The organism is Akkermansiaceae bacterium (assembly GCA_019634595.1).
In the GTDB taxonomy this organism is placed as follows: Bacteria; Verrucomicrobiota; Verrucomicrobiia; order Verrucomicrobiales; family Akkermansiaceae; genus Luteolibacter.
Genome location: JAHCBC010000002.1, coordinates 904,920 through 926,218, shown reverse-complemented (window position 1 = coordinate 926,218; position 21,299 = coordinate 904,920). Strand labels below are relative to the sequence as shown.

At 63.1% G+C, this 21,299-nt stretch carries 17 protein-coding genes; 5 read left to right on the top strand and 12 right to left on the bottom strand.

Annotated features, from left to right (window positions below; all coding sequences use genetic code 11):
• Positions 1 to 130 precede the first annotated feature (130 nt).
• The 3 genes from KF712_09775 to KF712_09765 are packed head-to-tail and all read right to left on the bottom strand — an operon-like array spanning position 131 to position 4,467.
• Positions 131 to 1,351, bottom strand: coding sequence for an HlyD family efflux transporter periplasmic adaptor subunit (locus KF712_09775; GenBank protein ID MBX3741267.1), 1,221 nt, complete (start codon positions 1,349 to 1,351; stop codon positions 131 to 133).
• Positions 1,352 to 1,365: 14 nt separating this feature from the next.
• Positions 1,366 to 3,729 (bottom strand): ABC transporter permease, encoded by a 2,364-nt coding sequence (locus KF712_09770; GenBank protein ID MBX3741266.1) that lies wholly within the window; start codon positions 3,727 to 3,729, stop codon positions 1,366 to 1,368.
• Positions 3,730 to 3,735: 6 nt separating this feature from the next.
• On the bottom strand, positions 3,736 to 4,467 hold the full coding sequence (locus KF712_09765) for an ABC transporter ATP-binding protein (protein MBX3741265.1): 732 nt from the start codon (positions 4,465 to 4,467) through the stop codon (positions 3,736 to 3,738).
• Positions 4,468 to 4,588: 121 nt separating this feature from the next.
• Between KF712_09765 and KF712_09760 the strand changes: the two genes are divergently transcribed.
• Positions 4,589 to 4,777 carry a hypothetical protein gene (locus KF712_09760; GenBank protein ID MBX3741264.1) on the top strand — a complete coding sequence of 63 codons (189 nt, stop codon included), beginning with the start codon at positions 4,589 to 4,591 and terminating at the stop codon, positions 4,775 to 4,777.
• 68 nt (positions 4,778 to 4,845) lie between these two features.
• A complete protein-coding gene (locus KF712_09755) occupies positions 4,846 to 7,542 on the top strand; it encodes an ATP-dependent DNA ligase (GenBank protein MBX3741263.1) in 2,697 nt (898 codons plus the stop codon).
• Between the two features lie 23 nt (positions 7,543 to 7,565).
• On the opposite strand, the gene KF712_09750 is transcribed toward KF712_09755, so the two are convergent.
• The 6 genes from KF712_09750 to KF712_09725 all read right to left on the bottom strand — a co-directional run bounded on the left by KF712_09750 (position 7,566) and on the right by KF712_09725 (position 13,804).
• Positions 7,566 to 10,085, bottom strand: coding sequence for an autotransporter-associated beta strand repeat-containing protein (locus tag KF712_09750; protein ID MBX3741262.1), 2,520 nt, complete (start codon positions 10,083 to 10,085; stop codon positions 7,566 to 7,568).
• Between the two features lie 102 nt (positions 10,086 to 10,187).
• Positions 10,188 to 11,768, bottom strand: a complete 1,581-nt coding sequence (locus KF712_09745; protein MBX3741261.1) for a sodium/solute symporter — start codon at positions 11,766 to 11,768, stop codon at positions 10,188 to 10,190.
• Positions 11,769 to 11,781: 13 nt separating this feature from the next.
• Positions 11,782 to 12,099 carry a DUF485 domain-containing protein gene (locus KF712_09740; GenBank protein ID MBX3741260.1) on the bottom strand — a complete coding sequence of 106 codons (318 nt, stop codon included), beginning with the start codon at positions 12,097 to 12,099 and terminating at the stop codon, positions 11,782 to 11,784.
• A 120-nt stretch (positions 12,100 to 12,219) separates the two neighbouring features.
• Complete coding sequence (locus KF712_09735) at positions 12,220 to 12,585, bottom strand: hypothetical protein (protein ID MBX3741259.1); 366 nt, start codon at positions 12,583 to 12,585, stop codon at positions 12,220 to 12,222.
• An 85-nt stretch (positions 12,586 to 12,670) separates the two neighbouring features.
• Positions 12,671 to 12,925, bottom strand: a complete 255-nt coding sequence (locus tag KF712_09730) for a hypothetical protein (GenBank protein ID MBX3741258.1) — start codon at positions 12,923 to 12,925, stop codon at positions 12,671 to 12,673.
• Between the two features lie 300 nt (positions 12,926 to 13,225).
• The gene (locus KF712_09725) at positions 13,226 to 13,804 is read right to left on the bottom strand and encodes a DNA-3-methyladenine glycosylase I (protein MBX3741257.1); all 579 of its coding nucleotides are present in this window, start codon (positions 13,802 to 13,804) and stop codon (positions 13,226 to 13,228) included.
• A 143-nt stretch (positions 13,805 to 13,947) separates the two neighbouring features.
• Here KF712_09725 and KF712_09720 point away from each other — a divergent pair, with 143 nt between their 5' ends.
• The gene (locus KF712_09720; GenBank protein ID MBX3741256.1) at positions 13,948 to 15,525 is read left to right on the top strand and encodes a glycine--tRNA ligase; all 1,578 of its coding nucleotides are present in this window, start codon (positions 13,948 to 13,950) and stop codon (positions 15,523 to 15,525) included.
• A 58-nt stretch (positions 15,526 to 15,583) separates the two neighbouring features.
• On the opposite strand, the gene KF712_09715 is transcribed toward KF712_09720, so the two are convergent.
• Positions 15,584 to 16,393: a PEP-CTERM sorting domain-containing protein gene (locus tag KF712_09715; GenBank protein MBX3741255.1), complete on the bottom strand. Its 810-nt coding sequence runs from the start codon at positions 16,391 to 16,393 to the stop codon at positions 15,584 to 15,586.
• Positions 16,394 to 16,624: 231 nt separating this feature from the next.
• On the opposite strand from KF712_09715, the gene mutS reads away from it, so the two are divergent.
• A complete protein-coding gene (gene mutS, locus KF712_09710) occupies positions 16,625 to 19,081 on the top strand; it encodes a DNA mismatch repair protein MutS (protein MBX3741254.1) in 2,457 nt (818 codons plus the stop codon).
• Between the two features lie 19 nt (positions 19,082 to 19,100).
• Here the strand turns inward: mutS and KF712_09705 are convergent, their stop codons facing one another.
• On the bottom strand, positions 19,101 to 19,520 hold the full coding sequence (locus KF712_09705) for a Dabb family protein (GenBank protein MBX3741253.1): 420 nt from the start codon (positions 19,518 to 19,520) through the stop codon (positions 19,101 to 19,103).
• 361 nt (positions 19,521 to 19,881) lie between these two features.
• Positions 19,882 to 20,709 (bottom strand): hypothetical protein, encoded by an 828-nt coding sequence (locus KF712_09700; GenBank protein ID MBX3741252.1) that lies wholly within the window; start codon positions 20,707 to 20,709, stop codon positions 19,882 to 19,884.
• 43 nt (positions 20,710 to 20,752) lie between these two features.
• On the opposite strand from KF712_09700, the gene KF712_09695 reads away from it, so the two are divergent.
• On the top strand, positions 20,753 to 21,148 hold the full coding sequence (locus KF712_09695; protein ID MBX3741251.1) for a DUF3147 family protein: 396 nt from the start codon (positions 20,753 to 20,755) through the stop codon (positions 21,146 to 21,148).
• The last annotated feature ends 151 nt before the right edge of the window (positions 21,149 to 21,299 follow it).

Genomic DNA, 21,299 nt, shown 5'->3' with positions numbered 1-21,299 from the left:
TCCGCTTGACTTCGCAAGCTCCAGCGATTTTCAATCGACAATCCACTGATTTCCGGAGAGGTGATTCGGATCAACATCCCAGTTCATCTGCTGCTGCAAAGATGCGGACTGAAGTCCGCGCTCCGTTGCTTCACTTGCCGTTGGTGACTTTCACACCGTCGGCCACCTTGTCAGGTGGATGGAGGATGACCGTCTTGCCCGCTTCCAGACCGTCGAGAATCTGTGCTGAGACGCCGTTGTTCTGGCCGACAGTCACCTTGGTTTCGCGGGCGATGCCATTTTCCCTGATGAACGTCATCCACTGGTTGCCCTTCCGGTAAAGCGCGCCCGTGGGGATCTGGAGGACGTCGTCCCCCTTCCAGGTGACGATGCGGGCCTCCACACGGTAGCGGTCGCCGAAGGTATGGCCCGCAGGCACGGGATCGGTGAAATCGACGCGCACCTTCACGCGCTGCTCCTCCACCCCGAGGGATGAAATCTTGGTGAATCCACCCGGCTCCACGACGCTGACCTTTCCGCGGAGCGGGGTGCCGCCGCCCCATTGCTCGATGGAAACGTCCGCCCCGGGGGCGATTCCGACGGCATCACTGGAAAGCAGCTCGATCTCCGCCTCCAGGTCCTGGACATCCCCCACCTCCATGATCGGCAGGCCGGGCGTGACCGGGCGCTCGCTTTCCTCATAGACGTTGAGCACGAAGCCATCGACGGGAGCCAGCACCTCGATGGGCTTCGCCTGATCCGCCGACGGAGCCTGCGCCTGCAGCAGGGCGGCGCGGGCGACCTCGACATCGGAAGCGGCGGCGCGCACCGCGAACTCGGCGGCGTTGCGCTCACGCTTCCTGACCTGGGCCTCCGCTGCGGCGATGTCGTAGTCCTGCTCGGCGGCGGCTCCGGACTGGCGGAGTTTTTCCTGACGGTCGAGTTGCTTCTCCGCGAGGTCGAGGGCGGCGGTGGCACGGTCGAGATCCGCCTGGCGGGTTTCGCGGATGGCTTCGGACGCCTTGATGCGGGCCTCCGCCTCCGCCTTCGTCCGGGGGTCGAGGAAGTTCGAAGTGGATGCCTGGATCACGGCGAGCACGGTCTTTCCGCGGACGATGGGCGCACCGGCCCGCAGTTCCACCCGGCGGAGGTAGCCCGCGACCGGCGGGGAGATGACATGGCGGTGGCGGATGCGCGTCTTGCCCTCCTCCACCACGGAGACCGTGAGCGGCCCGCGCTTCACTTCCGCGGTGTCCACGACCAGCGGCTTCGGCATCAGGCCGTAGATCACCGCGGCAACCAGCAGAAGGACGATCAACCAGGGAACCAGCTTGCGGATGGGGCCGGCTTTTTTCGATTTGGTGGATTTCATGGAAAAGGGGTGGGTCAGTCGCGGGCCTTCAGCACGCCGATGAGGTCGAGGTTCCTGATCCTGCGGCTGACGATGGCAAAGGAAAAGGTCGATGAGGCGAGCACGATGAGCACGGCGGTGGTGAAGGTGCGTGAGGTGAGGACGAGCGGCATGCGAACCGTCTCCGTACTGACACCCACGACCAGCAGGTTGGCAAGGCCGCTGCCGAAAAGAAGCCCGGCGGGGATGGCCGCCAGTGTGAGCATGGCCAGCTCTCCGATGAGCACACCGGCCACCTCCCGGTGGGTGAAGCCGACAACCCGCAGGGTGGCGAGGTCGCGCCCCCGCTCCGACAGAGCGATGCGCGCGCCGTTATAAACGACACCAAAGGAAACGATGACCGAGAATCCGAAGTAGATGAGCTGGATGCTGTCCATCATCTCACCGGTGGATTTCCTGAAACTCTCACGGGCCGTCTGGGTGATGGACAGGGAGGCGATGACGGGTGTCTCCCGGATGCGTTCAAGGAACTGATCCCAACTGGCGGAATCCACGGACACATGCGCGCCGCTGACGGTCGGCCCTTCCTTCATCTCGCTCCGGAGTGCGTCGATGTCCATGTAGGCGGCCACCCCGGCATAGTCGGTGATGGTGCCGCCGATGGGGATCTCAAGCGTCGGCCTCCGGCCCTCCTGGACCTCAAGGCGCACAATGTCCCCGGGAACGACGCCGAGGATTTCCGCCAGCTTCGCGGAAACAAGGAGGCCGCCGGGAGGAAGCGCGACGGGGCGGCCCTTGTCATCCAACTGGCGGTTCAAGCGCGGATCCAGGGTGATGCCGTTGATGCTGACACGGCGCTCGCGATGGCCGAACATCATCCGGGCGGGGACGGCGCGGAACGGCTCGATGTCCATCACTCCCGGCAGGTGCCGCATCGCGTTGAGCGAGTGGGCGGAACCGGCCTCCACCAGGCCGAGGGTGGCCGTCTGCCGCTGGACGTGGGACCACTGGAAGTCCATCAGGTAGGCGATGCCATCCCGCATGGCTCCCGGCACGATGGGGATGGCGGTGGCGAGCGCGAGGCCCAGCGCGGTGAACAGCGACTGGAAGGGCTTCCGCTCGATGTTGCGCAGGGCCATGCGGAACGACGGCGAGAAAAGATGCGCCAAGCCCAGCCGCTCGATGAGCGTGGGCTTGAACTCCGTCGGCGGCTCCGGACGCATGGCCTCCGCGGGGGCCAGCTTCACCGCCAGGCGCACCGCTCCGGACACACCGAGGGCGACCGCCCCGGTGCTGATGAGCAGGGAAACGGAGATGGCCCGCCAGTCCGGCAGGAGCTCCAGCAACGGGAAACGGAAGAACATGTGGTAGAGGTTCACCACATTGGTCGCGAGGATCAGCCCGAGAACTCCGCCGAAGAACGTGGCGGTCGCCACGATGACCAGCGCGAACTTCATGTAGTGCCAGCCGACCGCGGCGGAGGAGTAGCCGAAAGCCTTCAACTGCGCGATCTGCTCCCGCTGGAGCTTCACCAGACGGGAAATCGCGGCGCTGGTCATGAACGCGGCGATGCCGAGGAAAATGGCGGGGAACACGACGGCGAATCCCCGGAGGATCCGCAGCTCGTCATCCAGCCGGAGGGCGGACGCATGGTCTTTCCTGCCGTAGGCGATGAGACCGCCGTAGGGTTTCAGCAACCGGTCGATGTCCGCCATGACGGCCCGCTGGGAGGCACCGGGCGCGAGGTCCACCGCCACATGGTTGAACGCGCCATCCAGGTCCAGCGCGATGGAGAGGTCCCGCTCGCTCATCCAGAAGACGCCGAAGCGCTTGTTGTCCGGCATGGTGTCCCCCGGCCGGGACTCGAAGACATACTCCGGGGAAAGCACGACGCCGGTGATCCAGAGCCGCTCGCGCAGACCGCGGATGGTCGCATCGATGTAGTCCCCCGGGCCGAAGCCATGGGCCTCCGCGAACGCCTCACCGATGACGACTTCATTCTTCGCTCCGGGACGCGGCAGCCGGCCGGAGCGGATGAACAGGAGGTTGAGCGTCTGCGGCCGGTCGTCCGGCAGCGAATGGATGGTGCCGTCCGCAGGCTCCTTCATGCCCGGGATCTCCAGCACGGCGCTGCCTTTCACGCTGGTCTCCACGGCGGCGACGCCGGAGATCTCGGCAAGGCGCGGGCGGAGGGAGTTCGGCGCGCGTTTCAGATCGGAAAAAACCTCCGCGAAGCGATGGTCCGCATAGTACTGCAAGCGGGTGACATCCAGCGAGTGGATCAGGCTGCGGGCCATGATCATGACCGCCAGCCCGCACGCCATCACCAGCGCCACGGCGATCATCTGGCCCTTCATGGAACCCAGATCGCGGACCAGTTTTTTGTCGAGCGGGTGCATCGGGGATCACCAATCGAGGCTGGCGACGGGGTTCCGTTTCCCGTTGCGGTCGATCCGGGTGATGTTGCCGTCGGAGAAATGGATGACGCGGTCCGCCATGCCGGCAATGACCGCGTTGTGCGTGATGATGACCGCCAGCGTGCCGAGATCCCGGTTCACCCGCTCGATCGCCTCCAGTACGGTCACGCCCGTCTTCACGTCGAGCGCACCGGTCGGCTCATCGCAGAGCAGGACTTCCGGCTTTTTCGCGATGGCGCGGGCGATGGCCACCCGCTGCTGCTGGCCGCCGGAAAGCTGGGACGGGAAATGGTCCATGCGGTCGCCCAGGCCCACCATGTCGAGCGCCTCCTCCGGCTCCATCGGGTCACGGGAGATCTCCGTGATGAGCGCGACGTTCTCCCGGGAGGTGAGGCTGGGGATGAGGTTGTAGAACTGAAAAATGAAACCGGCGGCATCCCGGCGGAAGTTGGTCAGTGCCCGCTCATCCGCATTCGCCAGATCCTGGCCACGGTAAAGGAGGGAGCCTTCCGTGGGGGTGTCCAGCCCGCCGAGGATGTTCAGGAGGGTGGATTTTCCACTGCCGGATGGTCCCAGCAGGACCACCAGTTCCCCCTCATAAAGCTCCAGATCCACTCCTGCCAGGGCGACCACCTCGATCTCACCGGGATAAACTTTCGTGATCCCACGGGCGACGAACAGGGGCTCGGTTTCGCGAGGGGCAGCCGGTTCATCTGGCACGCCCCAATGAGTGCCCGGAACCTCCGGTGGTCAAACCCGAAGTGGTCCGGGAGGACAGGTTGCGGCCCCGTTGGAGAAAATTTAACTTTCCCGAAGTTTCTTCCGGCGTAAATTCACCCTCATGAAATTCGCCTGCGCCCTGTTGCTCGCCGCCGCACTGACTTCATGCAACACCACCATCGGCGTGGGCCGTGACATCAAGGAGGGCTTCATCTGGTCCAAAAACAAGATCCAGGAGAAGCGCGCCCAGAGCCAGCAGGAGCAGCAATACGGTGGCTACCAGGACGATGGTGGCGCACCGGTCTATTGAGGCTGAACCAGTCCGGTTGACGTTTTCGTCGTGGCGGGTTCCACTTTCCTCGGTAGTATATATTCAATTTGATCGAAGTTCGTTTCAACCGCGGCATTTACCTGCCGGATCTGGACCTGTGGCTGGATCCTTGGGATGCGAAGCCGCGTGCCTTTGTTTCCCACGCGCACGCGGACCACTTCGCCCGGCATGAGTCCGTGATCTGCTCGGACGTGACGGCACAACTGGTGCGGAGACGGTTCCATCTGGCGGAAAACCGGTTGGTGGCGACGCCTTTCCACGTGCCGATCGTCGAGAACGGCTACCGCCTGAGATTGCTGCCTGCGGGCCACATCGCGGGTTCCGCGATGCTCCACGTCGCCCGGATCAAGGACAACGCGAGCCTGCTCTACACCGGGGACTTCAAGACCCGGCGCGGACGGACGGCTGAGCCGGTGAATTTCATCAACGCGGACACGCTCATCATGGAGACGACCTTCGGCCTGCCGATGTTCGAGTTTCCCAACCAGATGGAGATCGAATCCTCGATCCTGCGCTTCGTGAACGACGCGTTCGCGGATGGCGAGACCCCGGTGCTGCTGGGCTACTCCCTGGGGAAAGCGCAGGAGGCGCTGGCCCTGCTGGCGGAGCACGGCGTGCCGGTGATGCTGCACCCGAGCGTGGCGGAAATGACCTCCGCCTGCCGCGATGCGGGGGTGGATCTGCCGGAGCCGGTGATCTTCGAAGGAAGCATCCCGGCCGGGATGGCGCTGATCGCCCCGCCGAACGCGGTCCGCTCAAAGGCGCTGCGCGGCTTGAAGGCGAAGCGGGTGGCGATGCTGAGCGGCTGGGCGATGCAGCCGGGCGCGAAGTACCGCTACCGGGTGGACGAGGCCATCCCGCTATCCGACCATGCCGACCACCCGGGACTGATGGAGTGCATCCAGCGGGTGCGGCCGAAGCGGGTGCTGACAGTGCACGGCTATGCGCTGGAGTTCGCCGCCGAACTGCGGACGAAACGGATGGACGCCTGGAGCGCGACCGGCAACGACCAGCTCGAGCTTTCCATGGGCGAGGCATCCCGACGCCTGACCACTTCCTCCAGTCCGCGCTACAACCGGGTGATCTGCACGCTGGCGGACTTCAGCGACCTGTGCCGACTGGTGGGGGAAACCAGCAGCCGGGTGGCGAAGATCAAGTTCCTGGCATCTTATCTGGGAGCCTTGGAAAGCGACCATGACCTGCGGCTGGCGGCATTCTGGCTGACGGGCGAAGCCCTGCCCCGGCATGGCGGACGCCGTCCGCTGCACGCGGGTTCCTCCACCATCCGGCGGGCTTTGCTTTCCATCCCCGGCACCCGGGAGGAACGCTACCGCGAAATCTCCCTGGCCCAGAACGACACCTCCCGCACCGCCCGGCTGGTATTACAGGAACTGCCTCTGAAACCGGAGCCACTGGACCTCCCGGGGCTGGAGAATTTTTTTCTCTCGCTCGCGCAGGCGGAGGGTTCGCTCGACCGGATCGGGAAACTGTCCTCCCGGCTGGCGGCGCTGCACCCCATGGAGGGGGAGACGGTGGTCAAGTTGCTGACCGGCGATCTGAGGATCGGCCTCAAGGAGGGACTGGTGGAGGACGCCATCGCCTTGGCATTCAAGTCGGACCCGGCGGACGTGCGGCATGCGAACATGCTGACGGGAAACATCGGTGAGACCGCGGTCCTCGCCCGCTACCAACAACTGGAGGAGGCGGCATTGAAACCGATGGTGCCGGTGAAGTGCATGCTGGCTTCCCCGCTCGAAAGGGATGTGGCCAGCGATCTGCCGCTGTTCGACCAACTGCCGTTTCCGCCGCCCGTCTGGCTTGAGCCGAAGTACGATGGCATCCGTGCCCAGCTCCATAAATCCGGCCATGAGGTCGCCCTCTTTTCACGGGATCTCCGGCCGCTCAATGATGAGTTCCCGGAACTGGTTTCCGCCGCCAGGTTGCTGGAAGGGGACTTCGTGCTCGACGGTGAACTCATCGCCTATGCGAAGGGGCGCAAGCTGGGTTTCGCCGACCTGCAGAAACGGCTGGGCCGCACCACGGCCAGCGCGGATCTTTTTCTCACTGACGCCAGTCACGATCTCTCCGTCCCGCTGCGGTTCGTGGCGTTCGACGTGCTGTGGCTGAACGGGGATGACCTGCTTTCCAACTCCCTGACGGAACGCCGCGCGCACCTCACCCATCTCAATCTCACCGGCCCTTTCGAGGCCATCCCGGTCCACATGGCTGCCGATGCGGGCGAGATCGAAGCCCGGTTCAAGCAAGCGCTGCAGGACGGCCACGAAGGATTGATCGCCAAGGATCCCGATGATCCCTATTCACCCGGCCGCCGCGGGAAGTCATGGATCAAACTGAAGGGCGTGATGCCGACGCTCGATTGCGTGGTGGTCGCCGCGGAGCAGGGACATGGAAAGCGCTCCGACGTGCTGTCCGACTACACCTTCGCCGTGAGGGACGAGGAAAGCGGAGAGTTGAAAGTGCTGGGCAAGGCCTACTCCGGCCTCACCGACGATGAGATCGAGGATCTGACGGAACACTTCAAGCGCCACACGCTGCAGACGGAACGGCGCAAGCGCCTGGTCGAGCCGAACTTGATCCTTGAGATCGCCTTCGACGCAATCCGTCCCTCCGCCCGCCACGACTCCGGATTGGCGCTGCGGTTCCCGCGCATCAAGTCCATCCGGCGGGACAAGACGCTGGATGAGATCGACACGCTCCAGTCCGCACGGGCGCTGGTCGGTTAGAGCGGCCCGAGTTGCGGCTTTTCCTATCCCACCCTGCGGCGGCGGGTAACCAGAACCGTCGCGCCGACGAGGGCAAGCATCCCGGCGGCAGGTTCGGGAATGAGGGCATCCGGGACGACTTCGCCGCCAATCAGCTTGGCGGAGTAGATGCCCTCGTCAAATCCAGCGGGATTGAGGAAAGTGATGGCGGCCAACTGTGCCGGGGTGAGGGCACCGCCTCCGAACAGGAGCCGTTCCGCCCCTCCACCTGTTCCTGAGCCGTTCCAGTCCGTGATGCTGAGCGCACCACCCGTCCAGTCCGCGCCGGAAGAATCCCCGAAGGTAATGATGTTCGGGTTGGCGCCGGCAAGCGCGAGCTGCGCGTTCCCTGTGACAGCGAGCACGCCGAGGATCTCCGTGAAGCCGTTGAACTGGAGGACGCCTCCGGTCATGTTGACGGCGGCGGCATCTCCGATCACTCCCGCAGCCCCAGCCGAAAAGGTGCCACCATTGATCCTGATTTCCGTGGATGAATTGATCTCCCCGGTCACGGAAAGCGTCCCGGCGGTGACGGTGGTCGTTCCGGTGAATTGATTTCCGGTGGAGCTGATGATGACCGTCCCGGCATCGGTCTTGTTGATGCCGAACGATCCACCCGATTCCGTGATGGCCGCCGCGATGTTCAGGCTGGCGGTCGCAGCCGCCGCAACGGTCGAGTTCGCGGTCAGGGCGACGGCGCTGGAAACGGTGTTCGCAAGGGACTGGGACCGCAGGGTGCCGCCATTGAGCGTGAAGAACTCGGTTACATTGAGGTTGGTCCCGGCTCCACCGGTGCCGGCCCCCGGATCGAACTGCAACGTGCCGCCGCTGTTGATGACGGTGCCATCCGCGGTTCCCGTCGAAGTGCCGAGGGTGGAGTTGCCGCCCGTGCCCGCACCTTTCCGGATGCTGAGGATGCCGGCGTTCACATTCGTCACTCCGGAGTAGCTATTCGCGGCGTTGGTGAAAGCGATGGTTCCGGTGCCGGTTTTGTTGAGATTCCCCGCCCCCACAACCGCGCCATCGATGCGGAAGGTGCCGGTGCTGCTCAGGCCGCTGGTTTTCCCCGATACCAGCGTCATCCCGCGGTTGAATCCATCCACACCGTTGAAAGCGAGCGTCCCCCCGTCGAGCAGAATGTTGGAAGAGGCGGAGGAAGCCGCCCCAAGCGGACTGGCGCTGCCGCCGGCCGCCAGACTGCCCACGACCAGGGTTCCCGCGCTGATGGTCACCACCCCGGTGAAGGTATTGTTGGAAGTCAACGAAACGGTGCCTGAACCGGTCTTGGTGATGCCGTAGGTGCCTCCACTCTGGGCAATGACGCTGTTCACGGTCAGCGTGCCGCTCGTCGAGGCAAGGATGGAGTTCGCTTCCAGTACGATGCCTCCGGACCAGTTGTTGTTGCGGGTGTTGTTGCTCAGCGTCCCACCACGCAGCGTGAGATGCTCGGTGAAGGTGACATTCGCCCCCGCACCGCTGGCTCCATCAGGATCAAGGATCAGGGTCCCGGCGCTTTCGATGATCGTCCCGTTCGCCGCATTGCCGGCGGTGGATGCCCCCAGCGCGGCCGCAATCCGGGCGGAAATGTTGCCCTCCACGATCCTGGTGATCCCCGCGTAGTCGTTCGTCGTGTTCACCAGGGCGAGGGAGCCGGAACCGGTCTTGGTCAGGCCTCCGCTGCCGGTGACCTTCCCGTCGAAGCGGAATCCGAAGCCCGTGTCATTCCGGATCGTGCCGCCATTGCTGTTGAGGGTGAATCCGCGGTTGATCCCGGTGTGGGCGCTGCCGGCCCAGTCAAAGGTGCCGCCATCGAACACCAGATTCTCGGAAGCCGCGCCGGAGGCCCCCACGCCGCTGTTCGCGCCGCCGTTGCCGATCGTTCCCCGCAGCGTTCCCCCGGAAATGGTGGTCACGCCGGTATAGCTGCTGGAAGCCATCTCAAGCGTGCCGGTGCCGGTTTTCGTCAGGGACACCACTCCGCCGCCGTTTGACAACGAGCTGCCCAGAGTGGTGTTGCCGGATCCACCGATGGTCAGGGTCTGGGGACCTGCGGCCGAGCTGCTCACCCCGTTGCGGATCGTGAGCAAATTCGGGGAATCGTTGGTCCAGCTCTGGCTTCCTGAGATCGCAACCGCCACGTTCTGGCCGGAAGTCGCGGAACCGATGGTCACCGCCCCCGCTCCCGACGCGACGGTGATGCCACCCGCCAATGTGAGGGTCCGGTTCGTCCCTCCTCCCTGAAGGGTGATTGTGCCGGAGGTTCCGGTGAAGTGAAGCGAGCCGAGTGACGGTGCGCCATTGAGTGAAACAGTCTGCGCGGTGGTCAGTGAAGTGACGCTGAAATAGACGTCGTCCAGCGCGGCGGGGACCACCGCGGCCCCTGCACCGTCCTCATCCTCCGCCCAGTTGGCGGCGGTCTGCCAGTTTCCATCCGCGGCGGAGTTCGTCCAATAGCGGTCATCCGCGCGGACACTGCTGAAAGAGACGACGAGGCTGGTCAGCCAGAAGAAAGTCTTGGGTTTCATCGGGGGTTTTTCGCAAAGGGGGGGGAAAGAATCCCTCCCCTCACACTCCCACACGAATCAACTCCAGGACCCGGTGTCAAGCCAACTCAGGACGCCCGCAGGTCAATGGTCGATGGCCTTTTCCGCGCCAAGGCCGGTGTGGGCACGGACGCTGAACTCCGCAAACTTTTCCTCACTCTCCGGCTCCTTGCTGATGAGACTGCCCACGATGGCGGCGATGAAGCCGATGGGGATGCTGACGATACCCGGGTTGTTGAGCGGGAAGAGCGCGTCCATGCCCATCAGATTTTTCATCACGCTCGGGCTGAGGATGATGAGGATGATGCTGCTGGAAAGCCCGGCCATGAGGCCCCAGACCGCGCCGCTGGTGTTGAACTTCTTCCAGAAGATGGTGAGAACGATGGCAGGAAGGTTCGCCGAGGCGGCCACGGCGAAGGCGAGGCCGACAAGGAACGCCACGTTGATTTCCTTCAGCAGGATCGCGAGGACGATCGACATGGCACCGACGACGAACGCGGCGATCCGGGCGACCTTGACCTCCGTGTCCTGGGACACCTCCTTGCCGTGCTTGAGCACGTTGGAATAAAAGTCGTGGGCGAACGAGGTGCTGGCGCTGATCGTCAGACCGGCGACCACCGCGAGGATGGTGGCGAAGGCGACCGCCGAGATGAAGGCGAAGAAGATGTTTCCGCCCAGCACGTGCGCCAGCTCGGGAGCGGACATGTTCTCATTGAAGCCGAGGATTTCCTGCGGACGGACGAGCGTCAGCGCGCCGAAACCGAGGAAGGTGGTGAGGATGTAGAAGATGCCGATGATGACCATGGCCCACACCACCGAGACACGGGCGGTCTTCGCGTCCGGGACGGTGTAGAAGCGGACGAGGACGTGCGGCAGGCCGGCGGTGCCAAGTACCAGCGCGAGACCGAGCGAGATGAGGTCCAGCGGACCCCACTTGCTCACATCCATGCCGAACTTCATCCCGGGATCGAGGAAGTTCCTCGTCACCTCCATGCCGGTTTTCGCATCGGTGTATTTGTGGGAGGCGACGGCGTCGAAGAAGGCGGGGAAGCTGAAGCCGAACTTCTGCATGACCAGCACGCTCAGCAGGATGGTGGCACCCATGAGCAGCACCGCCTTGATGATCTGCACCCAGGTGGTGCCGTGCATGCCACCGAAGATGACATAAACGATCATCAGGATGCCGACTCCGGCGATGGCGATGTTCTGGGAGATCCAGGGATAGTCCTCCTTGAGCAGCATGTTCACCAGCAGGCCGGCGCCGCTCATCTGGGCCACCATGTAGAAGGTGGAGACGGTCAGCGTGCTGACAGACGCCGCGGCGCGGACCGGGCGGGCCTTCAGGCGGTATGCGAGCAGGTCCGCCATGGTGTATTTGCCGGCGTTCCGCAGAGGCTCCGCCACCACGAAAAGAACGGTGAGGTAGGCGACGAGGAAGCCGACGGAATACATGAAACCGTCGTAGCCGAAGAAGGCGATCATCCCGGAAATCCCCAGGAAGGAGGCTGCGGACATGTAGTCACCGGCCACGGCGAGGCCGTTCTGCCAGCCTTTGATCGAACGGCCGGCGGCGAAATAGGCGCTGGATCCGGTATTCTTTTTCGCACTCCAGACGGTGATGCCGAGCGTGGCGATCACGAAGGCGAGGAACATTGCAATGGTCATGGACGGAAAGGAATCAGTGGGTTTCGTGTTTGATGATCTCCGCCGCGGCGCGGTCGAAGGTGGCGGCTTTCCGCATGTAGATCCACGCCATGCCCCAGGCCATGAAGAACTGGGAGAGGGCGAAGAGGTAGGCCACGTTGATCTTGCCGAAGACCGGCTGCTTCATCAGGTCCAGGTGCCAGCCGACGAAGTAGAGAAGGGCGAAGTAATAAACGAGGAAGAAGACGCAGCACGGGATGGTGAACCTTTTCTTCGCCGCCAGGAGCTCCTGGAACTCCGGCTTGCGGGACAAGGCCTCCCAATCGGGCCGGGTGGATGGGTTGTTTGCCATGGGGTATCCCCACCGACTAACAGCCCGGCCGGACCGTGTCAAACAACGGACTTCCGGAGGCACGGGTTATTTGGGGGAGGCCGGGGATCGGGGGCAAGCTGGCCCTCCCGGCCAGCTTGCTTATTCCGCATCGGGGTGGTGCGGATAATGGGAGAACTCCACCGAGATACCGATGGACGCCGCCGCCAGAAGGAATTCGGGAGTGAGGATGTCCGAATGGATGGCGGCATCGCGAAGCTCGATTCCGAAGTCCAAGGCGAACCAATCCACCGAGGGAAATTCCCGTATGAGTTCCAGACAACGCCGATTGCCGTTGATGAAACCGATGGCATCCCGAAGCTGGACATCGAAATCCCTGAAATCCGCGTCACTGACGACAAAGTTCACGCCGGACGATTCGTTCAGACGTCCATCCGGCTTGGACTTCACGCGGGGCTCGCCCTTTTGCCAGATCCGGTCCGGCTCAAGCTGAACGGTGGCCAACAAGGCGCGAGTGTCGAGAAACTTGCCTGAGACTCTGAGGATGCACGACATGGGGAATCAAAATTCTCTCGAGTCCCTTGTGCGATGTTCAGCGGTCTGCGGCATGGATATCCAGGATTTTCACATGCCGGTCAGCATCATCAATCCAATACATCAGTGCGAAATCGCCAACGATGGCGACGTGCAGCAGTCTCCCACTGTCGTCGTAGTCAATAGCGTCAGAAGATCCCAACGGATCTTCGCCGATGGAAGAGAACGATGATCTGATGGCTTTCCGGAACCTAGCAGGGAGGCGCTCGACGAACTCCACCACATCCATCGAAATAAGAAGCCTGTAATCCATCCTCAAGAAACAAGACGCTGATCGTATTCCTCAAGTGAAAGCCAGTTCCCGGGGTCAGAGTCATCAATCTTCCTTGCAATGGTTGATCGATATTCAGCCAAGTCCCTGTGCCTAAGCACAACAAGGAACGCAGCGAGTTGGCGGCGCTCCTCCAGCGGAAGGCTTTCGAGCTCACTTTTGATCTCTTGAACGCTCACAGTGAAAGGCTATCCTGAGAAGCGGTTTTTGCAATTCTCTTCTTTACCGAGGCAATCCCCCCCAGCGGAACACACCGAGAACACACCACTGCCAAAGTGCGCATCAACCACGCGGGATCTCCTTCTTCCGGAAGCAATCCATCGTATGATCCTCCACCATCCCCACGGCCTGCATGAAGGCATACATGGTGGTGGAGCCGACGAAGTTGAAACCAGCCTTCCGCAGGGACTTCGAGAGCGCGTCGGACTCCGGGGTCTTGGTCGGGAAATCCGCCATCACCTTGAATTGGCTGCGCCTGGGCTTTCCTCCGATGAAGCTCCAGAGGAACTCCACGGGATTTTCCAGCTTCAGCCAGGCTTGCGCGTTCGCGCGGATGGCGAAGATCTTTCCGCGGTGGCGGATGATGCCCGGGTCCAGCACGAGCTTCTCCAGTTGCGCGTCCGTCATCTTCGCCACCTTCACCGGGTCGAAGTGGTGGAACACCTTCCGGTAGTGCTCCCGCTTCTGGAGGATGGTCCACCAGGAAAGCCCTGCCTGCATGCCCTCCAGGCAGATCATCTCGAACAGATGCCGGGGATCGCGCGAAGGCACGCCCCATTCCTCGTCATGGTATTGCGTGTACAATGGCCGGTCGGCAGGGAGCCAGGGGCAGCGGCATTTTCCATCAGGGAAGTCACTCATGGCCTGAAAATAGTGTTCATCAGAACTCTTTGAGCAAGTGGATTCGGCTGAGGGACGGCATTTCAACCACAGCCCCTCCGAATCACGTCTTGCCCCCTGCCGCTCCGCCTGCTTCCATCCGCGCCCCAACCCGCCGATCCCTTATGGCCAACAAAGACAACACCGACCCCGCCCGCATGGAAAAAATCGTGTCGCTCTGCAAGCGCCGCGGATTCATCTTCCAGGCTGGCGAGCTGTACGGGGGCCTCAACGGCGTGTGGGACTACGGCCCGCTGGGCGCTGAACTGAAGCGCAACCTGAAGGACTATTGGTGGCGCAAGACCGTGCAGGAGCGCGATGACGTGCTGGGCATGGATGGCTCGATCCTGACGATGGAACAGGTGCTGGTCGCCTCCGGCCACGTCGGCGGCTTCAGCGATCCGATGTCCGACTGCCTCCTTTCCAAAGCCCGCCTCCGCGCGGACCAGATCCCCGAACAAGACGGCACCGCCGTCTGGTTCAGCGGCGCAAAGCACCCGGCCTCCAACTGGAGCGTGCAGCGCGAATTCGCCGTGCTCATCGCCCCCGGAAAGGAAGTCGGAGAGGCGCACAAGACCGCCCGCAAATACTACGCGGAGTTCAACCCGGACAAGAAGATCTCCCCGAAGGAGCTGGAACTGGACGAGGTGCGCCGCGAGGAAGTCACCGGCACCACCCGCTTCAACCCTGAAAACGGTTCGCTCCTCACCGAGCCACGCCAGTTCAACCTGATGCTCCAGACGAACTTCGGCGCGACGGGCGAGCAGATCGCCTACCTCCGCCCGGAGACGGCCCAGTCGATCTTCGTCCAGTACAAGAACGTGCTGGATTCCAACCGGGTGAAGCTGCCCTTCGGCATCGCCCAGGTCGGCAAGTCGTTCCGCAACGAGATCAACCCGCGCAACTTCACTTTCCGCTCGCGTGAGTTCGAGCAGATGGAAATCGAGTATTTCTGCCACCCGGACGATGGCATGCGCCTCACCGACGAGTGGCTGGAAACCCGCCTCGCCTTCTACGAGGAAATCGGCATCCCGCGCACGAAGCTGCACATCAACGACATTCCGGATGGCGAGCGTGCCTTCTACTCGAAGAAGACCTACGACATCGAATACGAGTTCCCCTTCGGCGTGCAGGAACTGGAAGGTGTGGCCTACCGCACCGACTACGACCTGGGTGTGCACCAGAAGTCCGCCGGCAAGCCGCTCCTCTACTTCGACGAGGAGACCAAGGAAAAGTTCCTCCCCCACGTCGTCGAGCCGTCCGCCGGTTGCGACCGCACCGTGCTGGCGCTCATCTGCGAGGCCTTCGACGAAGAGACGCTCACCGATGAGAAGGGCAAGGAGGACGTCCGCACCGTGCTGCGCTTCAAGCCCGCGCTGGCTCCGGTGAAGGTCGGCATCTTCCCGCTCCTCAAGAAGAACGAGGAGCAGGTCGCCATCGCCCGGGAAATCCAGTGCTCCCTGCAAAAGTGGATGACCGTTTCCTACGACGATGGTGGCGCCGTCGGCCGCCGCTACCGCCGCCAGGACGAGGTCGGCACTCCCTTCTGCGTGACCGTCGATTTCGAAACCATCGGCCAGGGGGAAGGCGAAGGCGCGGAGGCCCTGAAAGGCACCGTCACCATCCGCCACCGTGACTCCATGGAGCAGGAACGCATCGCCATCGACGCGCTGCTTCCATGGCTGCTGGAGCGGGTGCGCTGAACCCGCCCATACCTTCCATGATTCTCCCAACGCCGGTCTTCGGACCGGCGTTGTCGTTTCAGGCCCTGCGGCGGCGGACCGCCATCACGCCCAGCGCACCGATTCCCAGCAGAGCTGCGGATGGTTCCGGCACGCTCACGATCTGGAGCGAGTTGAGGAAACCCCGGTCCACGGCACCGGTATTTTCACCGATCACGGCGAAGTTGAGCGCCTGGCCCTCGGAAAGCGTCACCGTCAGCTTCATGTAGGTCTCCCCCTGCACCCAGGAATTGGGCGCGGTGGAGGTTTTCAGATAGGTCACCGTGCTGTTGAAATAACCGGAATAGTCGAAGTTGGATCCGACAACACCCGCACCGGCGTAGGCGGTCTGCTTGTAGTCGTTGGTGTTGTAACTGGTGTTCCGCGCCGTGAGGTAAATGTCATAGGTTCCCGCAGCAAGACCCGTCACCTGTCCGCCGATCGCCCAGGAATTGGTCAGAAAGATGGCATCCCTGCCGACGGATGTCCCCCCATAGATACCCGTGCTATACACACCGGCGAGGTTGGAGACACGCGTGGGCTGGGTGGCGAGGTTCACGTTCTGCAGGGCTGCGGTGGAGGACACCCCGAAGTTAAGTCCCACTCCGGTCGCCCCGCTGCCATCCGAGAAGACCAGCCCGGAAGTGACGTCCGGCACAGCGTTGTTGTCCGTGCCGGTAACCTTGTTCCAGCTGGTGCCCGCGGTCGGATCAACCGTATGCCAAGGACTGTTAACGAGGTCCGCCCCCGCGACCGTGGTGGGGCCGAAGTCGAACATGATCGACGCGGCGTGAACCTGGGAAATCAGAACTGCGGCGGAGGAAAGCAGCGCGGGGAGAAGAAATCTCATGATTTGCGATGAATGGATACATTTATCTACGTTCTTACCAGCGCATTCTTACGGCACCCGCAACTGTCGCTCCCTGCTGATCAGTGAGAACCGTTGGGACAGCCCGGCTTCCGGTTTCATGACAACCCACCAAGGGTCTTGCCCCGGGCAACGCGTGCGAAGGCTCGGACCTTGACCCGTCCGCCCCCCCGCCTAACCTCTGCGGCGATGTCCGCTCCGACGCTCACTCCGATGATGGCCCAGTACCAGGCCATGCGGAAATCGCTGCCGGGGGATGTGATCCTGCTCTACCGGCTGGGCGACTTCTACGAGATGTTCTTCGAGGACGCTAAGACCGCCGCGCCGATCCTCAATGTGGCCCTCACCAAGCGCGGCGGCACGCCGATGTGCGGGGTGCCCTACCATGCCGCCCAAGCCTACCTCGCCCGTCTTTTGAAAGCGGGCAAGCGCGTGGCCATCGCGGAGCAGACATCCGAGCCGATCCCCGGCAAGCTGGTGGAGCGGGAGATCGCACGGATCCTCACGCCGGGATCGATCGATGACCTGACCTTGCTGGAGGATGAGCGGCCGAACTATCTCGCCGCCGTTTTCCGCCATGGGAAAAAAGCGGGCCTCGCCTGCATCGACCACACCACCGGAGAGTTCACGATCTGCGAGTTCACGGACAATGGCCAGCTTCTGGACGAACTGGCGCGCATCTGCCCGTCCGAACTGCTGGTGCCGGACCACCAGACATCCGAGTTCGGCCATCTGGTGAACTGCCTGGCCTACGAGGGCTACTCTTTCCTGCCGGAACATGCGTCCCAGTTGCTGAAGGAACACTTCGGCGTCCACTCGCTGGACGGCTTCGGCTGCGCCGACCTGCACGCGGCCTCCGGCTCGGCGGGTGCCATCCTCCACTATCTGATCCACCAGCTCCGCCGGCCATGCGGCCACCTCAACCCGCCGCGGGTCAGGGAAAGCGAGCACCACGTGCTGATCGACGCGTCCTCCCAGCGGAACCTCGACCTGGTGGACTCCCGGAGCGGCAAGCAGCACACCTTGCTGGGCGTGCTCGACCGCACCGCCACACCGATGGGCGCGCGCCTGCTGCGCGACTGGATCCTCCATCCGCTGCGGGACCTGGCCACGCTGACCGCCCGGCAGGATGTCATCGCCGCGTTTCTCGCCGAGCCATTTCTGCTGTCGAAATGCCGGGAATCACTCAAAGGCATCCGTGACATCGAGCGGACCACCTCGCGGCTTTCGCAAGGCTCCGGAAATGCCCGCGACCTCCAGTCGCTGTGTCTCTCGCTGGGATATATCCCGGCGCTGAAAGAGGATCTTTCCTCGCTGGGCACCACCCATTTCTCCCTCGTCGAGCGGCTTCACGATTTCAGCGACCTGACGGACCACCTTTCCCTCGCGCTGGCGGACGAACCACCCGCGAACCTGAAGGACGGCGGCATCATCCGCGACGGCTGGTCCGCGGAACTGGACGAGCTGCGCTCCGCCGCGCGCGGAGGGAAGGACTGGATCGCCCGGCTGCAGGAAGACGAGCGGAAGCGCACCGGCATCGATTCGCTCAAGATCAAGTTCAACAACGTCTTCGGCTACTTCATCGAGATCACCTCCACCCATCTGGCGAAAGTCCCGGACGACTACACGCGGAAGCAGACGATGGCGAACTGCGAGCGGTTCATCACCCCCGGCCTGAAGGAGATGGAGAACAAGGTGCTGGGCGCGGAGGAACGGTCGAAGAAGCTGGAGGCGGAGCTTTTCATCGAGCTGCGCGGGGAGGTGGTGAAGCGCCTCACCCAACTCCAGGAAGCCGCCGCTGCGGTCGCCCAGGTGGATGTCCTTTGCTCGCTGGCGGAGGTGGCTCAGCTCCACCGGCACTGCCGTCCGGTGCTGGAGAACTCCCGCGCTTTCTTCGTCACCAACGGCCGCCACCCGGTGCTGGAACAGACGCTGGTGGACACCAAATTCGTCCCTAACGACACGGAACTGGATCCGGACACGGCCCGCCTGCAGATCCTGACCGGCCCGAACATGGCGGGTAAATCCACCTACATCCGCCAGATCGCGCTGATTTCCGTGATGGCCCAGATCGGTGCCTATGTTCCGGCGGATGCGGCCACCCTCGGTCTGGTGGACCGCATTTTCTGCCGCGTGGGGGCCTCCGACGACCTTTCAAGGGGGCAGTCCACCTTCATGGTGGAGATGAGCGAGACGGCGCTGATCCTGAACCACGCCACGGACCTGTCGCTGGTCATTCTCGATGAGATCGGCCGGGGCACCGCGACCTTCGACGGATTGTCCATCGCCTGGGCGGTCGCGGAACACCTCCACGACATCACCGGCTGCCGGACCCTGTTCGCCACCCACTACCATGAGCTGACGGACCTCGCGAACACCAAGCAGGCCGTCGCCAACTACAACGTGGCCGTGCGGGAGTGGAACGACGAGATCATCTTCCTCCACAAGATCCTGCCCGGAGCCGCGGACAAGTCCTACGGCATCCAGGTGGCCAGGCTCGCCGGACTGCCGAAGCCGGTGCTGGACCGGGCGAAATCCATCCTTTCCCACCTGGAGCTTCACTCGGTGAAACCGGAGGCAAAGAAGCAGGGGCCGAAGGCGAAGAACACGGTCCAGGACTCCCTGCCGAGGGCGAACCCGCCGCAGATGGATCTGTTCGCGGATTTCTGATGCGTCCCGGCTGGCGGAATCAGGCGGCCATCACATCATAGACGACCACCTTGCTCCACAGGTGCGAGCATTCCTCGACAAATTTCTTGTGGGCGGGGTCCACCTGATAGGCGTTCTGGCCCTCGACGTCGTCGAAACAAAGCATCTCGGAAACGTGGTAGCTGTTCTCCACGACATCCCGCTTTTCGGTGGAGGCCGGGACGCCGACGTGGATCGCGCGTACGGATTCGATCTCGCCGAGTTTCTTGATCCCGGCGATGAGCGCGGCGCGGTCCTCCGAAGAGTCCGGGTTTTTCAGCCAGAAGAACACGTGATGTACAAGCTTCGGCACCGTGGCCTTTCCGGCGGGGGGTGCGGTTTTGGTTTCAGCGGATGCCGCTGCGGCCACGCCCATAAGGGCACCGCCGACGATGAATTTTCTACGTGAGGTCTGGTTCATGATCCGCCGATCCTAAAAAAGCATGCACCCACTTCAAAAGGAATCTGCCGCAAAGTGAAAATACCCGGCGCAACCCCTCAAAAAAGCTCCAGCCTTAGAATTTCCAAAAAACAGGTATTATATTTCCATTAATTATTTGCCATTCGGGATGGAATGGTTACTTTGTTCCCAACCTGTTCCAAGCAGGGTGTGGCGAGGGTCCGGGGGGAGCCAAACTGCATTCTGCTTGTCGATATGGTGATTACGGCGCGGGTCTGGCAACGGACCCGCGCCTATTCTTTTCCCGGAAACGTGAGCCGGCGTAAAAAGAAAGGCTCCTTTCCACGAAGGGAAAAGAGCCTCTGCCGGTGGCGGGTCCGCGTCAGAGCGGACGCGCGTAGGTATCGCAGCGGTTGTGCCAGCCCGGGAGCCACTTGCCCTCGTTGCGGGCGGCAGGGGCATTCTGGACGCGGCGGGAAAGCATCCGCTTGGCGGAGGCGGCGAACTCGCTGGCCGCGGCGGGGCCGGCGGGAACCTCACGCATGTTCCCCAGCACCTGCATCAGGCCCCAGCCCATGCCATTGTAACGCTCGGTGGCCTGGATCCCCTCTCCCTTGAAGTTGACGTAGTCGATCAAGGCATAGGTCCCCTGCGGCGTGGTGGCCACCTTCCGGTAGTTGGCCTCGATCTTCGCCCGTTCCGATGGCGGGGCCGCGGCCAGGATCTTCGGCAGGGCACCGCGGGAGCGGGAAATGATGTAGTCGGTCTGCACGCCGATGTTCCCCGCCAGCCACGTCCGGAGACCGGAAAGCTCCGGACCGTTGAACTGCCGCTGGAACTCCGCCTTCGTGGTCCACGGGCTGTGCCGCTGCCGCGCCACCGCCGGAGGATTCGCCCCTTGCGCTTGGGCGAATGCGACAAACTGCGGCCAGCTTTCCTCGAATGGTCCGCGCTGGCCCGCCGGATACCAGATGAAGTGCCCGATGCCCAGCGACGGGAATCCCTCCCCGCTGTTCCACGCCGTCAGGCCATTGACCGTCCCGCCGCTTTCATTCTGCCAGATCTTCCGGCCGATGGCCGCCTTCTGGGCACCGCTCAGGCCGGTGGCCACGGCGGCGGGGGCACCTGCAGGAGCGGGAGGGTTCGCGGTCGAACAGGCGGTGAGAAAGACCGCGGCAGCGGCGGCACAGGCGAAAGAGGCGGCTTGCATGATCCCATCCTAGGCCCATTCTGGATGAAACGGCAAGCGAACCATGAGCAAGATCCCTTGGGACAGCATCCTCAGAATCACGCCCTTCGACGTGGTGAAAATCCTCCTCACCGCCATCATCATCCTGATTGTCAACAAGATCCAACTGGTGAACGACCGGCTTTCCGCGCTGCTGATCGCCCTGCCGCTGACCTCCCTGCTGGCGATGATCTGGATGCACCAGGGGAAACAGACACCGGAGCGCATCGCCAACCACTCGGAGGGCACCTTCTGGTTCGTCCTCCCGACCCTGCCGATGTTCCTGGTCTTTCCGTGGATGCTGCGGAATGGCTGGGGATTCTGGACGGCGCTGGTGGCGAACTGCCTGCTGACCGCCGCGCTGTTCTGGGCGATGGTCTTCGTCCTGCGCCGCTTCGGCATCGACCTGATGCCGAAATAGTCACGCATCCCACGGGCAAATTCCCCACCCCTTGCAAGTTTGGGCTTGTCAGCGGGGCGGTTTGCTGATTTGACCACCGGTCCCGGTTCTGCCACCGGACCAACCCTTCCTTGTGTTTTGAGCGATCAAGCCCCGTCACTGCCAGACAACG

Excerpts from the sequence above, each read along its gene's own strand:
- KF712_09705 (MBX3741253.1), bottom strand. The coding sequence starts at position 19,520 with ATGAACCAGACCTCACGTAGAAAATTCATCGTCGGCGGTGCCCTTATG.
- KF712_09715 (MBX3741255.1), bottom strand. The coding sequence starts at position 16,393 with ATGAGATTTCTTCTCCCCGCGCTGCTTTCCTCCGCCGCAGTTCTGATT.
- KF712_09760 (MBX3741264.1), top strand. The coding sequence starts at position 4,589 with ATGAAATTCGCCTGCGCCCTGTTGCTCGCCGCCGCACTGACTTCATGC.
- KF712_09695 (MBX3741251.1), top strand. The coding sequence starts at position 20,753 with ATGAGCAAGATCCCTTGGGACAGCATCCTCAGAATCACGCCCTTCGAC.
- KF712_09720 (MBX3741256.1), top strand. The coding sequence starts at position 13,948 with ATGGCCAACAAAGACAACACCGACCCCGCCCGCATGGAAAAAATCGTG.
- KF712_09745 (MBX3741261.1), bottom strand. The coding sequence starts at position 11,768 with ATGACCATTGCAATGTTCCTCGCCTTCGTGATCGCCACGCTCGGCATC.
- mutS (MBX3741254.1), top strand. The coding sequence starts at position 16,625 with ATGATGGCCCAGTACCAGGCCATGCGGAAATCGCTGCCGGGGGATGTG.
- KF712_09750 (MBX3741262.1), bottom strand. The coding sequence starts at position 10,085 with ATGAAACCCAAGACTTTCTTCTGGCTGACCAGCCTCGTCGTCTCTTTC.
- KF712_09730 (MBX3741258.1), bottom strand. The coding sequence starts at position 12,925 with ATGGATTACAGGCTTCTTATTTCGATGGATGTGGTGGAGTTCGTCGAG.
- KF712_09725 (MBX3741257.1), bottom strand. The coding sequence starts at position 13,804 with ATGAGTGACTTCCCTGATGGAAAATGCCGCTGCCCCTGGCTCCCTGCC.
- KF712_09770 (MBX3741266.1), bottom strand. The coding sequence starts at position 3,729 with ATGCACCCGCTCGACAAAAAACTGGTCCGCGATCTGGGTTCCATGAAG.
- KF712_09700 (MBX3741252.1), bottom strand. The coding sequence starts at position 20,709 with ATGCAAGCCGCCTCTTTCGCCTGTGCCGCCGCTGCCGCGGTCTTTCTC.
- KF712_09775 (MBX3741267.1), bottom strand. The coding sequence starts at position 1,351 with ATGAAATCCACCAAATCGAAAAAAGCCGGCCCCATCCGCAAGCTGGTT.
- KF712_09740 (MBX3741260.1), bottom strand. The coding sequence starts at position 12,099 with ATGGCAAACAACCCATCCACCCGGCCCGATTGGGAGGCCTTGTCCCGC.